Source organism: Rhodococcus sp. I2R (genome assembly GCF_020889545.1).
Taxonomy (GTDB): Bacteria; Actinomycetota; Actinomycetes; order Mycobacteriales; family Mycobacteriaceae; genus Rhodococcoides.
In genome coordinates, this window is record NZ_JAHUTG010000071.1 from 1 (window position 1) to 1,210 (window position 1,210).

Annotated in this window: 1 pseudogene; it reads right to left on the reverse strand. The window is 60.6% G+C overall.

Annotation, left to right across the window (positions count from 1 at the left end):
* Positions 1–218 precede the first annotated feature (218 nt).
* Positions 219–1,080: pseudogene (locus KVY23_RS24835) on the reverse strand (IS1595 family transposase); the annotation flags it as partial.
* Between the last annotated feature and the right edge of the window lie 130 nt (positions 1,081–1,210).

The following is a 1,210-nucleotide window of genomic DNA, read 5'->3' on the forward strand; positions in this document are numbered from 1 at the left end:
TCTGCGAGATGCCCTTCGTTGTGGCCGAATTTGATCCTCGAGAAATCTCATTCTTCCACTACGACAGGGCATTTCGTGTCTGCGACCCGCGCTTGGTCGCTACCGAATCGGTGCAACCAGGCTAAGTGGACTGATCTGTCAGAAGTCGTCGAATACGTTGTCGGACAACAGTTCGTCCTTGCCGGGCGACGGGGTTTTTCCACCTCCAGCCCCGCCGATCAGCTCGGCAAGCGGGTGCGGATCGGTGTCGACGCTTTGTTGGAGCAGTCGATAGAACAACATCCCGCGCGCGTGCGACCTGCGGCGATTGAATCGAAACGCGAATTCGTCGAGGTAGTACTGCAGATGCTCGCGCTCGACGCGGTAGTGGTGGGTGCCTGCGTTCCATCGTTTGAGCAGCGAGGCGATTCGGTGGGGACCGGGGAGGGTGACGTGGCCGGGCTCGTCCGAGCTGTACCCGGAGATGTAGGTGTGGGTGAAGCCCTCATCGCAGAGAACGCGGAACATCCGAGCGCCGTCGGTTCGGATCGTCGACCCGGGTGCAGCGACCGTACGGGCGAAGTCCACTACCTGCTTCGACCCCGGCGAGGAGGCCACCCCGAGCCGTACCCGGCCGAGGGAAAGTTTTCTATTTACTTGTGTACCAACATTTTCCACAGCAATCATGACCGGCACCTTGTCGGTCGACGCACCGGCCTTGCCTGTCGCGCGGCCGCCGATGAACGACTCGTCTACTTCGACCAGGCCAGAGAGGAGTTCGCGATCGGGCCGCACCATCGCTCGCCGTAGCTTGTGCAGCCATGCCCATGCTATTTCGTAGGAACCCAACCCGAGCATGTCGTGGATGTTCTGCGCGGAGGTGCCGTTCTTCTGCGAGGTGACCAGCCAGATCGCCGCAAACCACGTGGTCAGCGGGGTGCGGGTGCGGTGGAAGATCGTCCCCGCAGTCACAGAGGTCTTACGACCGCACCGAACGCACTTCCAATGCTGCGTCGAGGTCCTCCACGACCGGTCCCCGTCACACATTGGACACCGAAAGCCAAGGGGCCAGCGAAGACTGGCCAGATATTCGCTTGCAGCCCTTGCTTTATCCTGGTTGCACCGATTCGGTAGCGACCAAGCGCGGGTCGCAGACACGAAATGCCCTGTCGTAGTGGAAGAATGAGATTTCTCGAGGATCAAATTCGGCCACAACGAAGGGCATCTCGCA